General features: G+C 70.8%; 13 protein-coding genes. 7 read left to right on the forward strand and 6 right to left on the reverse strand.

Annotated features, from left to right (window positions below; translation table 11 throughout):
• Positions 1-509: 509 nt before the first annotated feature.
• Both F9B16_RS10115 and F9B16_RS10120 read right to left on the reverse strand, forming a co-directional pair.
• Positions 510-779 carry a type II toxin -antitoxin system TacA 1-like antitoxin gene (locus tag F9B16_RS10115; RefSeq protein WP_151539747.1) on the reverse strand — a complete coding sequence of 90 codons (270 nt, stop codon included), beginning with the start codon at positions 777-779 and terminating at the stop codon, positions 510-512.
• Between the two features lie 115 nt (positions 780-894).
• The gene (locus F9B16_RS10120; RefSeq protein WP_151539748.1) at positions 895-1,386 is read right to left on the reverse strand and encodes an Lrp/AsnC family transcriptional regulator; all 492 of its coding nucleotides are present in this window, start codon (positions 1,384-1,386) and stop codon (positions 895-897) included.
• 164 nt (positions 1,387-1,550) lie between these two features.
• Between F9B16_RS10120 and F9B16_RS10125 the strand changes: the two genes are divergently transcribed.
• The 6 genes from F9B16_RS10125 (at position 1,551) to F9B16_RS10150 (ending at position 8,664) form a co-directional block, all read left to right on the forward strand.
• Positions 1,551-2,984: a gamma-aminobutyraldehyde dehydrogenase gene (locus tag F9B16_RS10125; protein WP_151539749.1), complete on the forward strand. Its 1,434-nt coding sequence runs from the start codon at positions 1,551-1,553 to the stop codon at positions 2,982-2,984.
• Positions 2,985-3,101: 117 nt separating this feature from the next.
• Positions 3,102-4,253, forward strand: a complete 1,152-nt coding sequence (locus F9B16_RS10130) for an ABC transporter ATP-binding protein (RefSeq protein WP_151539750.1) — start codon at positions 3,102-3,104, stop codon at positions 4,251-4,253.
• Positions 4,250-5,494, forward strand: coding sequence for an ABC transporter substrate-binding protein (locus F9B16_RS10135; protein ID WP_225991517.1), 1,245 nt, complete (start codon positions 4,250-4,252; stop codon positions 5,492-5,494). Before F9B16_RS10130 ends, F9B16_RS10135 begins: the two co-directional genes overlap by 4 nt.
• Positions 5,494-6,363, forward strand: a complete 870-nt coding sequence (locus F9B16_RS10140) for an ABC transporter permease (protein ID WP_151539751.1) — start codon at positions 5,494-5,496, stop codon at positions 6,361-6,363. Before F9B16_RS10135 ends, F9B16_RS10140 begins: the two co-directional genes overlap by 1 nt.
• Positions 6,360-7,202: an ABC transporter permease gene (locus tag F9B16_RS10145; protein ID WP_151539752.1), complete on the forward strand. Its 843-nt coding sequence runs from the start codon at positions 6,360-6,362 to the stop codon at positions 7,200-7,202. The genes F9B16_RS10140 and F9B16_RS10145 overlap by 4 nt, the downstream gene beginning before the upstream one ends.
• Positions 7,203-7,224: 22 nt before the next feature.
• Positions 7,225-8,664 carry an NAD(P)/FAD-dependent oxidoreductase gene (locus F9B16_RS10150; protein ID WP_151539753.1) on the forward strand — a complete coding sequence of 480 codons (1,440 nt, stop codon included), beginning with the start codon at positions 7,225-7,227 and terminating at the stop codon, positions 8,662-8,664.
• Between the two features lie 91 nt (positions 8,665-8,755).
• Here F9B16_RS10150 and F9B16_RS10155 read toward each other — a convergent pair whose 3' ends face one another.
• Complete coding sequence (locus F9B16_RS10155) at positions 8,756-9,277, reverse strand: PH domain-containing protein (protein ID WP_225991518.1); 522 nt, start codon at positions 9,275-9,277, stop codon at positions 8,756-8,758.
• A gap of 145 nt (positions 9,278-9,422) precedes the next feature.
• On the opposite strand from F9B16_RS10155, the gene F9B16_RS10160 reads away from it, so the two are divergent.
• Positions 9,423-10,166, forward strand: coding sequence for a hypothetical protein (locus F9B16_RS10160; protein ID WP_192808704.1), 744 nt, complete (start codon positions 9,423-9,425; stop codon positions 10,164-10,166).
• Here F9B16_RS10160 and F9B16_RS10165 read toward each other — a convergent pair.
• The 3 genes from F9B16_RS10165 to F9B16_RS10175 form a co-directional block, all read right to left on the reverse strand.
• Positions 10,127-11,335, reverse strand: coding sequence for a hypothetical protein (locus tag F9B16_RS10165; protein ID WP_151539754.1), 1,209 nt, complete (start codon positions 11,333-11,335; stop codon positions 10,127-10,129). The two genes, F9B16_RS10160 and F9B16_RS10165, sit on opposite strands and share 40 nt — an antisense overlap.
• Before the next feature lie 166 nt (positions 11,336-11,501).
• Positions 11,502-12,368, reverse strand: a complete 867-nt coding sequence (locus F9B16_RS10170) for a glutamate ABC transporter substrate-binding protein (protein ID WP_151539759.1) — start codon at positions 12,366-12,368, stop codon at positions 11,502-11,504.
• A gap of 20 nt (positions 12,369-12,388) precedes the next feature.
• A partial coding sequence (locus F9B16_RS10175) for a hypothetical protein (RefSeq protein WP_318839227.1) occupies positions 12,389-13,799 on the reverse strand: 1,411 nt, incomplete at its 5' end.

A 13,799-nucleotide genomic window follows, 5' to 3' on the forward strand; every position in this document is an offset into this window, starting at 1 on the left:
ACGCCCGGTGAGGTCGGCGGCGGTGTTGCCCGCCTTCTGAGTCGGGCTGTTGAGGGTGGGGCGGTGAAGGTGCTGTTGCGAGTGTGTTGGCTGTCGTTCTGCCTGGCCGGTCGGGGGTTCGGGGGCGTGTGAACATGTCCTGGTGAAGTCGGCGGGGTGTTGCTCGCCCTGTGAGACGGGCTGTTGTGGGGGGTGAAGGTGTTGTTGTGGGGTGTGTCGGCTTTCGTTCTTGCTTGGCCGGTTGGGGTTTGGGGCCGGTGAGCGTGCTCGGGTGAAGTCCGGGGGGTGCTTGTCCTCTGAGCCGGGGTGGGGTGGTGGGGGTGTTGACGGGTTTGCTGGGTGTGTCGGCTGTTGGTCTTGGCTGGTCTGGCGGGGCTTCGGCTTGGTGGTGGTGAGGCGGGTTGGTGGGGAGGGTGAGGGCGCCAGGCCGAGGCTGTGCTGTTCGGTGGGGCGGTGGTTGTCGGTCGCGAAGGGACGCCCCCGCTATTAGGGGCGGGGGCGTGTGGGGGTTAGCTCAGGGCTAGGAGGAGGGCTAGGAAGGGCTCGGTCGCCTTGGGGTCCGGGGGTGGGCCGGGGTTGGCGGCGCGGAGGGCGGCGGCGTGCTCGTACAGGTCGCGTTCCGCGCGGTCGAGGGCGGCGGACAGGACGTAGTCGGCGACGTTCCAGCCGATCAGATCGGCGGCCTTGCGGATGGCGAGGAGCTGCTCGGCGGACGTGCTCAGAGCGATGCGGTCGTCGGTTCCAGAGGCGGGAAGGTCCGGACGGACCGACTCAGACATGGCCGGTTTCCTTCCTTGCGGCATCTCAAAGTACGCCGCGAGGGGTTGCCGGGACATCCTCATTGGGGACGAGAATCGACGGATGGCGGGCGAAGGCGGACGGCGGCGCGCGGCCTCAGCGGGTCCCCCAGGAGTAGGTCTGTTTGCGCAGCTTGAGGTAGACGAAGCTCTCCGTGGAGACGACGCCGGGCACGGCGCGGATCCGGCCCAGCAGTTCCAGGAGGCGCTCGTCGTCCTCGCAGACCAGCTCGAGCAGGATGTCGAACGAGCCGGCGGCGATGACGACGTAGTCGATCTCGTCGACGGCGGCGAGCTCGTCGGCGATCGTCTCCAGGTCGCCCTCGCACTTCACGCCGATCATCATCTGCCGGGAGAAGCCGAGCATCAGCGGGTCGGTCACGCCGACGATCTGCATGACGCCGGTGTCGAGGAGCTTCTGCACGCGCTGCCGGACCGCGGCCTCGGAGAGGCCGACGGCCTTGCCGATGGCGGCGTAGGAGCGGCGGCCGTCCTGCTGGAGCTGCTCGATGATCCGCTTGGCGGTCTCGTCGAGGTGGACGGGCGGCCGGGCGGAGCCCCGGCGGGCGGGAGGGCGCTCCTCCGTCATCGTTGGTACTCCTAGCTGCGGCATCGAGGGTGTGAGGCGGCTGGTCCAAGTGAATTAGTCGTGAAACTGGATCGTAACAACGGAATCACTTGTGTTGGGCTGGAACGTCTGTCAGGGTCAGGCCAACGGGACAGTTCGGGCGGCGGCGCCCAGGAAGGATCGAGATGAGCGGCGAACGGCTGCGCAACTTTATCGGTGGCGAGTACACCGACGCCAAGGACGGGCGGACGCTGGAGGTGGTCGACCCCAGCACCGGCGAAGCGTACGCGGAGGCGCCCGTGTCCGGCGCCGAGGACGTCGACGCCGCGTTCCGCGCCGCCGCGGAGGCGTTCCCCGCCTGGCGGGACGCCACGCCCGGCGAGCGCAGCCTGGCGATGCTGCGGTTCGCGGACGCGGTCGAGGCCCGGGGACGGGAGCTGGTCGAGGCGGAGAGCCGCGACACCGGCAAGCCCGTCCAGCTCACCATGGACGAGGAGCTGCCGCCGATGGTGGACAACCTCCGGTTCTTCGCGGGCGCGTCCCGCGTCCTGGAGGGCAAGGCCACCGGCGAGTACCTGGCGGACCACACCTCGTCGATCCGGCGCGAGCCGATCGGGGTGTGCGCGCAGGTGACGCCCTGGAACTACCCGATGATGATGGCGGTCTGGAAGATCGGGCCGGCGCTCGCGACGGGCAACACCGTGGTGCTCAAGCCGTCCGAGACGACCCCGGTCAGCACGCTGATGCTGGCGGAGATCGCCGCGGAGCACCTGCCGCCCGGTGTGTTCAACGTGATCTGCGGCGACCGCGACACCGGCCGCGCGCTGGTGGAGCACCCGACCCCGCAGATGGTGTCGATCACCGGCAGCGTGCGGGCGGGCATGGAGGTCGCCGCGGCCGCCGCGAAGGACCTGAAGAAGGTGCACCTGGAGCTCGGCGGCAAGGCGCCGGTCGTGGTGTTCGACGACGCGGACGTGGAGTCCGCGGCGCAGGGCATCGCCGAGGCCGGCTACTTCAACGCCGGGCAGGACTGCACCGCGGCGACGCGGGTGCTGGTCGCCGACCGGCTGCACGACGAGTTCACCGAGGCGCTCGCCGAGGCGGCGCGGGGCACGGTGGTCGGCCCGCCGAGCAACACCGACGCCTTCTACGGCCCGGTGAACAGCCAGGCGCAGCTGGAGCGCGTCCAGGGCTTCATCGACCGGGTGCCGTCGCACGCGCGCGTGCTGGCCGGCGGGTCGCGGTCCGGTGACACCGGCTACTTCTTCGAGCCGACGGTCGTCGGCGGGCTCCGCCAGGACGACGAGATCGTGCAGAACGAGGTGTTCGGCCCGGTCATCACCGTCCAGCGGTTCTCCGACGAGGCGCAGGCGATCGAGTGGGCGAACGGCGTCCGGTACGGGCTGGCGGCCAGCGTGTGGACGCAGAACCACGGGCGCGCGATGCGCATGAGCAAGGCACTGGACTTCGGGGCGGTGTGGGTGAACACCCACATCCCGTTCGTCTCGGAGATGCCGCACGGGGGCTTCAAGCACTCCGGCTACGGCAAGGACATGTCGATGTACGGAATCGAGGACTACACCCGCGTCAAGCACGTCATGCACTACATCGGCGCCTGAGGGACGTACCGCGGCGGTGCGCGGGCCGGCGTCCGGTCCTCCGGACGGACGCCGGCCGGCGCGGGGGCGTCGCCGTGGTGGTCGGGCGCCACGAGCTCGTGAAGGAAACCCCTGCCCATGACCGAAACCCAGCCCGCCCCGGCGCGCGACGACCCGGGTCGCGCAGTTCCCGCCATCGAGCTCACGGGAGTCGAGAAGACCTACCACGCCTACGGCGAGGCCGTCGCGGCGGTCCGCGGCGTGGACCTGACGATCGCGCAGGGGGAGTTCTTCTCCCTGCTCGGCCCGTCCGGCTGCGGCAAGACCACCACCATGCGCATGATCGCCGGCTTCGAGGAGCCGACGGCCGGCGAGGTCTACCTGCACGGAAGCAGCGTCACCGGCGTGCCCGCCAACCGCCGTGACGTGAACATGGTGTTCCAGTCGTACGCGCTGTTCCCGCACATGAACGTCTTCGACAACGTGGCGTTCGGGCTGCGCCGGCGCGGCGTCGGCAAGGCCGACGTCAAGGCGCGGGTCGGCGAGATGCTGGAGATCGTCGACCTGACGGGCCGGGAGCGGCGCCGTCCCGCCGAGCTGTCGGGCGGCCAGCAGCAGCGGGTCGCGCTGGCCCGCGCGCTGGTGAACCGGCCGCGCGCGCTGCTGCTGGACGAGCCGCTCGGCGCGCTCGACCTGAAGCTGCGGCAGGCGATGCAGGTCGAGCTGAAGCGCATCCAGCGGGAGGTCGGCATCACGTTCGTGTACGTGACGCACGACCAGGGCGAGGCGCTGACGATGTCGGACCGGATCGCGGTGATGAACGACGGGCTGATCGAGCAGCTCGGCACGCCGCGGGAGATCTACGAGCATCCGGCGACGCGGTTCGTGGCCGGGTTCATCGGGACGTCGAACCTGCTCGGCGGGGAGGTCGCCGAGGTGTCCGGGGGCGGCGCCGTGATCTCCTACGGGGCGGACGGGCGGATCGAGGTGCCGGTGCGGGACGGGCTGGCGGTCGCGGCGGGGGAGCGGCTGGAGCTGACGGTCCGGCCGGAGAAGATCGGCATCGGGACCGACAAGCCGGCCGGCGACCTGTGCCGCGTCCGCGGCACGGTCACGGAGGTCGTCTACCTGGGGACCTCGACGAACTACAACATCACCACCTCCACCGGCGCCGACGTGGTCGTGTTCCTGCAGAACGCCACGAACGCCGACGACATCGCCGTTCGCGGGGACGGCGTCTGGCTGTCGTGGGACCCGCGCCACTCGTACGCCATAGGAGCCCCCCAGTGACGAACATCGACCCCGCGTTCCTGCGCGGCCTGACCCGCCCGCGGCTGGCACGGTCCACCGCGTCCCGCCGGGACGTCCTGCGGCTGATGGGCGCGGCGGGCGCCGGCCTGGCCCTGTCCGCCTGCGGTGTGAAGGGGCAGGGCGGCAAGGAGAAGGTCACCCAGACCGACGTGCAGAAGTACTGGGCGGGCAAGGCCCAGACCGGGAAGCTCAACTGGGCGAACTGGCCGGGCTACATGGAGGACGACCACTCGACCATCAAGGCCTTCGAGAAGGCCACCGGCATCAAGGTGGACTACAAGGAGGTCATCCAGGAGATGGGGCCCTGGTTCGGCAAGATCCAGGCCCCGCTGGCGGCGGGCCAGTCCATCGGGTTCGACCTGATGGTGATGACGAACGGGATCCAGCTGGAGCAGGCGCGGCAGCTCGGCTACCTGGCGCCGCTGGACCAGTCGCGGTTGAAGAACTTCCAGGCCAACGCCGGCGCGACGTTCAAGAACCCGTCGTACGACCCGGGCAACGCGTTCACGATTCCGTACGAGTCGGGCATCACCGGGATCGCGTACAACACCAAGTACGTCAAGGAGGAGATCACCAGCATCGCGCAGCTGTTCGACCCGAAGTACAAGGGGCGGGTCGGCATGATGGGCGACTCGCAGGAGCTCGGGAACTTCGGGATGTTCCTGCTGGGCATCGACCCGGAGAAGTCGACGCAGGCCGACTGGGAGAAGGCGGCGGCGAAGCTGCGGGAGCAGCGCGACAAGGGGATCGTCCGCAAGTACTACAACCAGGACTACGTCGACGCCGTCAGCAAGGGCGACGTGTGGATGACGATGGCGTGGTCCGGTGACGTGTACAGCATGACCAGTCCGGACGTCCGGTTCGCCATCCCGAAGGAGGGCGGCACGATCTGGACGGACAACATGTGCATCCCGAAGACCGCGAGCGCGCCCGTCGACGCGATCACGCTGATGGACTGGCTGTACGTCCCGGAGAACAACGCGCCGCTGACCGAGTTCGTCAACTACATCACGCCGGTGCCCGGGGTGAAGCAGGTCGTCGCGGCGGACGCGGCGAAGGCGACGGGCCAGGAGAAGAAGGACCTGACCCGGCTCAGCACGAGCCCGCTGGTGTTCCCGACGGACGCGGACATGCAGCGGCTGCGGCACTACCGGCGGCTCACGCAGGCGGAGGAGACGCAGTACCAGAAGATCTTCGAGCCCATCGCCAAGGGGTCGTGATGGCCCGGCGGTCCCGGGGCGGCGCGTCGACGCCGTACCTGATGATCCTTCCGAGCGGGCTGTGGATGCTGGCGTTCTTCATCGTGCCGATCGTGCTGATGGTGTCGCTGTCGCTGCAGACGGGGAACCTCATCGACGGCTTCCGGCAGACGTTCCACTGGCAGAACTACACCGACAGCCTGAACACCTACGGCGACAAGGTGGTGCGGTCGCTCTGGTACGGGCTGATAGCGACCGTCCTGTGTATCGCGCTCGCGTACCCGGCCGCGTACTGGATCGCGTTCCGCGGCGGGCGGCACAAGTCGACGTACCTGTTCCTGCTGCTGCTTCCGTACTTCGTGTCGTTCGTCCTGCGTACGGTGTCGTGGAAGCTGGTCCTGACCGACAACGGGCCGATCCTCGGGCCGCTGCGGAACCACGGCATCCTGCCGGACGGCTTCCACGTGCTGGACACGGGCGTCGCGGTGGTGTCGGGGCTGACGTACAACTTCCTGCCGTTCATGGTGCTGCCGATCTACGTGGCGCTGGAGCGGATCGACGAGCGCGTCGTCGAGGCGGCGTACGACCTGTACGCGAGCCGCGCGCAGGCGTTCGCGCGGGTGGTGCTGCCGCTGTCGCTGCCGGGGGTGTTCGCGGGCGTCATCATGACGTTCGTGCCCGTCTCCTCGGACTACGTCAACGCCGAGGTGCTGGGCGGCCCGCGGAACACGATGATCGGCAACGTGATCCAGACGGAGTACTTCGACAACAGCGCCTACCCGGTCGCGTCGGCGCTGTCGTTCGCGCTGATGGCGATCCTGCTGGTCGGCATCTTCGTGTACGCGCGGTCGCTCGGCACGCAGGACGTTCTGGAGGCGGCGGGACGATGACGACGATCGCACCCACCGCGGAACCGCGCCCCGCGGCGCCGCGCCCCGCGCCGCCGCGCCGGCGCCGCCGGATCTCCGGCCTGCACCTGTACACGCTGCTGCTGATCGCGTGGCTGATCCTGCCGATCGCCATCATGATCATGTTCGGGTTCAACGACACGCACAGCAAGCAGAACTTCCAGTGGCAGGGCTTCACGTTCAAGTGGTACGTCCACCTGTTCGACAAGGAGGACCTGACCACGGCGGTGGTCAACTCGCTGACGATCGCGCTGTTCAGCACCGCCATCACCACGGTCATCGGGACGTTCGCCGGCATCGCGCTCGGCCGGTACCGGTTCCGCGGCAAGGGCGTGACGAACCTGGTGCTGTTCATGGCGATCTCCTGCCCGGAGATCGTGATGGGCGCGTCGCTGCTGTCCATGTTCGTCACGTTCAACCTGCCGCGCGGTTACCTGACGATCCTGCTGGCGCACGTGATGTTCTCGATCGCGTTCGTCGCGGTGACGGTGCGGGCGCGGGTGGTCGGCCTGGACCCGGCGGTGGAGGAGGCGGCGCAGGACCTCGGGGCCGGGCCGTGGACGCGGTTCCGGCTGGTCACGCTGCCGATGATCATGCCGGGGGTGGTGGCGGGCGCGCTGCTGGCGTTCGTGCTGTCCATCGACGACTTCGTCATCACCAACTTCACCAGCGGCTCCACCATCACGTTCCCGCTGTGGATCTACGGCTCCACCCGGACCGGGACGCCGCCGCAGGTCAACGTGATGGGGACGATCATCTTCGCGGTCGGCGTGCTGATCGCGGTGGTGTCGGCGCGGCGCAGCATCCGCGCGTCCCGCTGAGGGCGGGGACGGGCCCGATCCCATGAAAGCGCCGGACTCCGCGACCGTGCCGGACGATGTCGCGAAGGCGCTCGCGGACGCCGAGCCCGTGCCGTACTGGCTCGCCGACGCGGCGCGCCCCGAGCCGGAGCCGCCGCCGGCGGGCGACCAGGTCTGCGACCTGGCCGTGGTCGGCGGCGGCTACAGCGGCCTGTGGACGGCCCTGCTCGCCAAGGAGCGCGACCCGTCCCTGGACGTCGTCGTGCTGGAGGCCGGGCGGGTGGGGTCCGCCGCGTCGGGACGCAACGGCGGGTTCTGCGCGGCGAGCCTCACCCATGGCCTGGAGAACGGCTCGGGCCGCTGGCCGGACGAGATGCACCAGCTCGAACGGCTCGGCTGGGACAACCTGCGCGCCATCGGCACCACCCTCACCCGCTACGGAATCGACGCCGAGTGGGACCCGACCGGCGAGATGACGGTCGCGACGCGGGAGTGGCAGGTCCCGCTGCTGGAACGGGAGGCGGAGAAGGCGTACGAGCTGGGCTGGGAGCCGATCCTGCTCGGACCGGACGCCGTCCGCCGGGAGGTCGCGTCGCCCACCTACCTCGCGGGGCTGTGGGACCGTGACGCGGTCGTCATGGTGCATCCCGCGAAGCTCGCGTTCGGGCTGGCGGCCGCGTGCCGGGCCCTCGGCGTCCGCATCCACGAGAACGCGCGGGTGACCGGGGTGCGCTCGGACGCCCGCAGGCTGCGGCTGAGCGGCGCGCACGGGTCGGTGACGGCCCGGCGCGTCGCGCTCGCGACGGGCGCGTTCCCGCCGCTGCTGCGGCGCATGCGGAGTTTTCTCGTCCCCGTGTACGACTACGCAATGGTGACCGAGCCGCTTTCTCCGGCGCAGCACGACGCGATCGGCTGGAAGCACCGGCAGGGGCTCGGGGACGCCGGAAACCAGTTCCACTATTACCGGCTCACCGCGGACGACCGGATCCTCTGGGGCGGGTACGACGCCGTCTACCATTACGGCAACGGGATGTGCCGTGACCTGGAGAACCGTCCCGCCACTTTCGCCGCCTTGGCGCGGCATTTCTTCGACACGTTCCCGCAGCTGGAAGGCGTTCGTTTCACGCACGCGTGGGGCGGCGTCATCGACACGTGCAGCCGTTTCTGCGCCTTCTACGGGACGGCTTTCGACCGGCGGCTCGCCTATGCGGCGGGATATACCGGCCTCGGTGTGGGAGCCACGCGTTTCGGTGCGGACGTCATGCTCGATCTGCTCCGCGTCGGCCTTGCACCCGGCGAGGAGACCGAGCGGACGCGGCTGGCGATGGTCCGCTCCAAGCCCGTCCCGTTCCCGCCCGAGCCGATCCGGTACGGCGTCATCGCGCTGACGCGGCGCGAGATGGCCCGCGCCGACCGCAACGACGGCCGCCGCGGGCTGTGGCTGCGCGCCCTGGACCGCTTCGGCCTCGGCTTCGACTCCTGACGACGGCCCGCGCCGCCCGGCGGCATCACGCGCCGATCGGCGGGATTCCGACGCCGCGCGGCCGGGTTCCGACGCCGCGCGGCCGGGAGGGTCAGTCCGGCGCCGCGTCGACGGTGCCGAAGACGAACGACGAGACCTCGAGGTAGAGCTGCTCGGGGTACGGCACGAAGCGGACCCTCCGGAGCCCCTGCTTCTGCCCCGCGGACTCGATGATGAACTCGCCGTAGCCGAGCGCCCGGCCCGTGTAGGAGCGCTTCAGCTCGATGTTGTCGACCTTCGCCATCGGCATCATCGCGATGTCCCGGTTGAGGACGCCGCGGATCACCATGACCCGGTGCTCGGTGACCAGGAAGAACTGCATGGACCAGGCGGCGAGGTTCCAGAGCAGGTAGCCGAGGCTGACCAGCCACAGCAGCCAGATCCACACCAGGCCGATGGTGATCTGGACGGCCGCGCACAGGACGAGGGCGGCGACCGTGGACGCGATCGGCAGCAGGAGGAGGGCGGGGTGCCGGCGCACGGCGATGACCCGTCCCTCGTAGGACATCAAGTACCTGTCGACCATCCGCGTCGTCGTGTCGTCGCGGTGGACCACCATGTCCTGCAGATTCACTGCGGTTCCCCATCGTGTCCGGTGCGTCCAACGGTAGCCCAACGCGCGCCGGCGGTGCAGGGACCGCGGGGGTGAGGCGCCCGGGTCGCGCGGGAACGCCGGATCGCCCTTGTGCGCGCCGGACGCGCGGCTGATGATGTTGGTCATGGACGGCGTTGGGGAGCCCGGTCGGCAGCCGCAGGAGGGCCGTGCGGGCGCCGGGGGAGCGCAAGGGGAGTTCGCCCACGACGTCATGGGCCGCCCCATCTGGCGGCTGATGCTGCGCGGGCTCGGCGTGTACCTGCCGGGCTGGCGGACGCCGGAGACGGTGCTGCGGGTGCCGGGCGGCGCGACCGGGTTCGGCCCGCCCGCGTTCCTGGACGGCGCCGCCGGGTTCGGGCTGCAGCTCCCGGACCGGCGCCGGGGCCTAGAGCCGGACCGGGAGATCTACGTGCGGGGCCGGGAGAACCCGAGCTTCGGCATCGTCGTGGCGGGCCCGGCGGAGGCGATCGGCAGCCGCGTCGTGGACGCGGAGGCGCTGATGCGGTTCGCGCGGCGGCTGACCTTCGAGGAGCTGTTCGACACCGGCGACGCCGACTCGGTGCCGTACGCGGTGCGCGGCGCGCGCGCGGTGGAGAACGTGGTGTTCCTTGACCGTGCCGCAGGCGTCGGGCTGTGCGCGGAGGTCGAACCCGTGACGCGCGCGCTGCACTGCCCGCTGTACGTGCGGATCGGCGGCCCCGCCGAGCGGACGGTCTGGGCCTACGCCCTGAACACCGGCCACGCCCCGAACACCCACGGCGCGTCCGGTACCGCCCACGGCACGGACCCGGCCTACGGTGCCGGCCCTGCCTACGGTGCCGGCCCGGCCTACGGGGCGGAGGCCCAGGCGGTGAGGTCCCACAGCTGATGCGACGGCAGCCGCCGCAGCCGCTCGGTGGCGGACGACGGGTCCCAGAACACCTCGTCGCTCTCCAGCTCCAGTGACTGCGCCGCCGTCAGCACCGCGCACAGCAGCTCGTCGCGGGTACGCACGGCCATCAGCGGGCCGATCTGCGCCACCGCCCCGGAACACTCCGACAGGGTCCGCAGGAGCGCCTTGAGGGCCTCCTCGTCCTCCGGAGCGCGCGCGGGCTCCACCCCGGGCGGCAGGCCCGGCTCGACGCGGGCCAGGCCGCCCCTGCGGTCGCCGCCGTTGGCGGTGAGGCCGTTCTTCGGCGCCTCGGTGCCGGCCGAGATGAGCAGCGCGCTGAACGCGCCCGCGAGGTCCTCGGCGGCCTGGCCGCCGAGGAAGTAGCGGCGCCGCTCGGGCGAGCCCGGCGCCGTCCCGTCGGTGCCCTCGGCGGTGCGGAACCGGACGTTCAGCCGGCTGGCCCGCACGCACCGCTCGTACATCTCGGTGAGGATGTCCTCGAGCTGCTCGTCGCGCGCCCACAGCCGCCCCGTGGCGGTCACGGACGTCCCGCCGGGGTGCTCGCGCGGCCGTCCGGTCAGCGCGGCCGTGACGGTGTCGTCGAGCTCGCCCTCGGTGAACTGGAGCAGCTCGGTGACGACGTCCTCGACGTCCTCCAGCGTGCGGGTGAGGGTGCGCTGCAGCTCGAGGATCTCCTCGCCGCCGCGCTCCAGCTCGGCGAGCCGGTCCAGCGCGCCCTCGACCTTGTCCTCGACGTCGGCGGCGCCGGCGCCGGTCACCGACCGCACCGAGGTCTCGATGTCGGCGAGCTTGCGGCGCAGCGCGGCGAGCGTGATGCGCTGCTGCTCGAGGTCGTGCAGCCGGCCCGCCTGCACGCGCAGGTGCTCGTCGGCCTGGTGGACGCGCCCCGCCAGCTCCTCGACCTGCTCGTGGTTGTGCCGCAGCCGGCCGTCCAGCGCGGGCAGCACGTCCTGCTTGACCCGCGACAGCTCGGCGGTGAGCTGCTCGCCGACCGTGACCAGCACGTTGTTCTGCTTGGTGACCTGCTCGTTCAGCTCGTCGACGCGGCGCGCGAACGCGGTGGCCTGGTTGCGGGACTGCCGTCCCGCGTAGAGTTCCAGCGCCCCGACCACGACGCACAGCACCACCAGGACGACCGTCGTCATGGCACTCCTCGGGCGAGGCGGTTCCTACCGGAATGGGTTTTGATCGCGACCATAACTTACGATCACGCGCGCCGACCGGAACTTACGTAACCGACTGATCTCAGTGACCGTCCGGTCTCATCCGCCCTTCACGCCCCGCCATTCCTGCCAATGCGCGTTCGTGTGGTCACGCTTCGTCACAGCCCTCGAATTGGGGCACGGTCGTGGTGACTTTCAGCCCCGAGGCATCGAACCATTTGTGCAGCAGCCGCGGCATGGTCCCGTCCTGGTACATCTTCGTGAGGACCTTGTTCACCTTCTCGCAGCCGTCCACGTCGTCCTTGCGCAGGCCGATGCCGTACGGCTCGTCGGAGAACGGGGCGTTGACGATCGTCACCTTGTGGCCCTCCTTGACGGCCTTCGCCGCCAGGCCCGCCAGGATCAGGTCGTCGGTCGAGACGGCGTCGAGACGGCCCGCGGTGAGGTCGTCCAGGCAGGCCGCGTAGCCCCCGGCGTCCGCGGGAAGCGCCGCCACGCCCATCTCGTCGTGGACGCGCGGGTACGACACCGACCCCGCGACCCGGCACAGCCGCTTCCCGGCGAGGTTGTGCACGTTCTTCACCGCCGACGCGTCGGACGCGCGGACGAGGACGTCCTGGTGCGCGACGTAGTACGGCCCGGCGAACGCGATGTCCAGCTTCCGCTCGGGCGTGATCGAGTAGCTGGCGACGACGAGGTCGACCTTGCCCTTGCCGATCAGGCTCTCGCGGGTCTTGGACGACACCGGGGCGAAGCGCAGGTGCGAGCCGGTGACGCCGAGCCGCTTGGCGACCTCCGTCGCGACGTCGATGTCGAAGCCGGAGTAGCTGCCGCCGCTGCGCGCCCCGACGCCGGGCTGGTCGGTGTTGACGCCGATCGTGAGCTCGCTCTTGTGCACGATCGACGTCTCGCCCGCGTCGGCGATCCCGCACGCCGCCGCCGACAGCGCCGCCGTCCCGGCGGTCAGCAGCGCCGCCGCCGTGCGCAGCACGGTCCCGTTCCGCCGGATCCCCATGGTCCCCATTCCGCGCCTTCTCATCGCTGCCACCGGTATTCCGCCAGGCGCGGACGCACCCCGATGAGCGCGAGCGCGACGATGACGATGCCCGCGACCGGCAGGACCGCGTACCAGCCGCCCGTGCCGTGCTCGCCGTCCTTGACGGCGTCCTGGAACGCGGTCCAGTGGATCCCGATGAGGGACTGTATGTCCTTGTCGTACCGGGTGAAGTCGGTGGTGGCCGCGCCGCGCGCCGCGGCCGCCTGCTCCCGCTGCCCGCCGTCGACGAGCGCGCGCATCCGGTGGTCGTTCTGCTGGACCTTCTGGTAGTCGGCCAGCACGCGCCTCAGCGCGTCCTCGGTGTTCACGGGCCTGGCGAGGTCCTGGACCCGGTTGGCCTCCGCACCGAGGAAGCCGAGGAACGGCGCGCGTCCCTGCTCGATCCGCAGCCCCTTCTGCACGGCGGCGTTGTACTCGTCGAGGTTTCCGGCCTTCAGGTACAGGACGGTCTGCGACTTGGTCAGGTACACCTGCTCGTAGGTGTCGGCGCGGGCCGGGTCGAGCAGGAAGCGCGTCTCGTCGGCGTTCGCGCTGTTGCTGATGGCACGCGCCCGCGACAGCGACAGGATCGGGTCGAAGCCCTGCTCCTTCGCCCGGCGCAGGTCGTCCGCCTGCCCGGAGAGCATCGCGGCGCAGGCGGCGACGAGGACGAGGGTTCCGAGCGTGGCGACCGCCAGCGCCGGGTTCAGCAGCCGTCGGAAGCGGCGCGCCAGGTACGCCTGCAGCCCGAGCAGGACGGCCAGCAGCACGATCCCGGTCACGATGACCCACAGGGCGCCCGACCGGACGTCGGAGCGCTTCTCCTCGTAGGTGTGCCGGACGAGCGTGCCGTTGTCGAGCGTCAGGTTGTACGCCTTGGGCAGCAGGTCGAGCTTCATCATGTCGGTCGCCTGCCGGTACAGGTCCAGGACCTTCTTCGGCGGCTGCCCGGACGTGCGGCCCGACTGCTGGTCGAGCAGCAGCGCCTGCGACGCGAGCCGCTCGTAGCGGCCGATACCGTCCAGCAGCTCGCGGGCGGTGTCGTCCTCGGTGGTCTCGTCGGCGAGCTTCGCGGCCTTCAGCAGCGCGACGCCGGCCCGCTGCCGGTCCTCGTCGTAGCGGGCGAGGGCCTGGTCGCGGCCGCCGCCGGGTGCGGCCCCGGCGAGCAGCGCGTTCGCCAGCTGGGCGTCCATGTCCGACAGCTGGAAGTACATGTCGCCGGTCGCGACGACCTGCGGGCCCGCGTCCTTCCCGATCACCTGCACGCCGTCGCGGGCGTCGGCGATCGCCGCCCACGCCACCACGAGCAGCGCCACGAGCACCACGGCGACCACGGCGGTCAGCGCCCGGATCCGGCCCGCGACGGTGCGGGGCAGCGCCCGCGCGACGCCCGACGGCTCGGCGGGGGCC

This window comes from Actinomadura montaniterrae, assembly GCF_008923365.1.
In the GTDB taxonomy this organism is placed as follows: Bacteria; Actinomycetota; Actinomycetes; order Streptosporangiales; family Streptosporangiaceae; genus Spirillospora; species Spirillospora montaniterrae.